The organism is Brevibacillus jepli (assembly GCF_047229145.1).
In the GTDB taxonomy this organism is placed as follows: domain Bacteria; phylum Bacillota; class Bacilli; order Brevibacillales; family Brevibacillaceae; genus Brevibacillus.
In genome coordinates this window covers 1-1050 of sequence record NZ_JBFEFW010000090.1, presented here as the reverse complement: position 1 = coordinate 1050, position 1050 = coordinate 1, and the positions used below count along the sequence as shown (strand labels likewise).

General features: G+C 54.1%; 1 protein-coding gene and 1 pseudogene. Both read left to right on the top strand.

Features of this window, described 5'->3' with window-relative positions; translation table 11 throughout:
- A partial coding sequence (locus AB1L17_RS31395; RefSeq protein ID WP_412848918.1) for a hypothetical protein occupies positions 1 to 663 on the top strand: 663 nt, incomplete at its 5' end.
- Positions 664 to 682: 19 nt separating this feature from the next.
- A pseudogene (locus tag AB1L17_RS31390) lies at positions 683 to 1050 on the top strand (type IV secretory system conjugative DNA transfer family protein); the annotation flags it as partial.

Below are 1050 nucleotides of genomic sequence, written 5' to 3'. Positions count from 1 at the left end.
CAGGGAATGGGCAAGAAGATGACTCCAGCTTCCGTCCTGTACCACATGTGGCATTGCATGTCCCATCACCGGATCTGGATTGGGACGGAAGATTTTTATTGGTTTGGGTACGTCCCAAACGAGCGTTTTCGGCTGCCAAAACGGCGAAAGGTGGTGCTAGGCTGGCTGCGGGAGCGGGAAGAAGTGATCGGGGGAGAGCGGTGGGGGATTGAGGGCATGAAGTCGTGTTTGATCCGTGTTCTTGTTCCCGAAAACCATATCCCCCGCTACCGAGTGGATGGCAAGCTGGTAGTGCTCCGCGTCAATTTCGACCATCAGGAACCACGTTCTATTGCTCCAGCTGTGGGATGGCATATCACGGAAGAGGGCTGGTGGCTGCACAGTGGCGCTGAGCGGGAATTGCTCATGCTGTTGCGGGAACGAAAGCATACGATCCTTCGTCCGATTGAGCCGTCAGAGGAATGGTTGGGGTATCAGCCGGATTTTGTTCTGCCGGAGCGAAGTCCTCCTGTGTATGTAGATGTGTTGGATGAACCGGATGAGCTCTTGGAAGATCGGTCACCTCAAAAGAGGAAAAAGCAGGCGGAGATTTACCGAGCAGCGGCACGAAACCGGGTGATTCGCTATGTGCAGTGGCAGTCCGGTGATCCGATGGAACTTTGATGGGGAAAGGAGGGATCACATGATCGTCACCTATGGCGGATTGGATGCGTTTTTGCACACCTTGGTTGTGGGACCAACCGGGAGCGGGAAAACAAGTTACTTGCTCTCTCCCATGGCCATGCAAATCTTGGAGTCGTATAAGCGTGGAAACCGTGTCGGGATGCTGATTTTGGAGCCAAGCGGCGACTTTGTGGAGGATATTTACCAAGGGTGCCTTGCCTACGGTATCCCGGTTTGGCGAATCGATCCAACGTGGGACGGAAGCGATGGTCTGAACCCGCTGCTCGGCGAACCTCAAGTCGTCGCGGAAATGACGAGGACCGTATTGAAAAGGCTTTTTGGCAAACAAGAAGCCTTTTTTGCATTGGTGCAGGAAATGGCTGCACG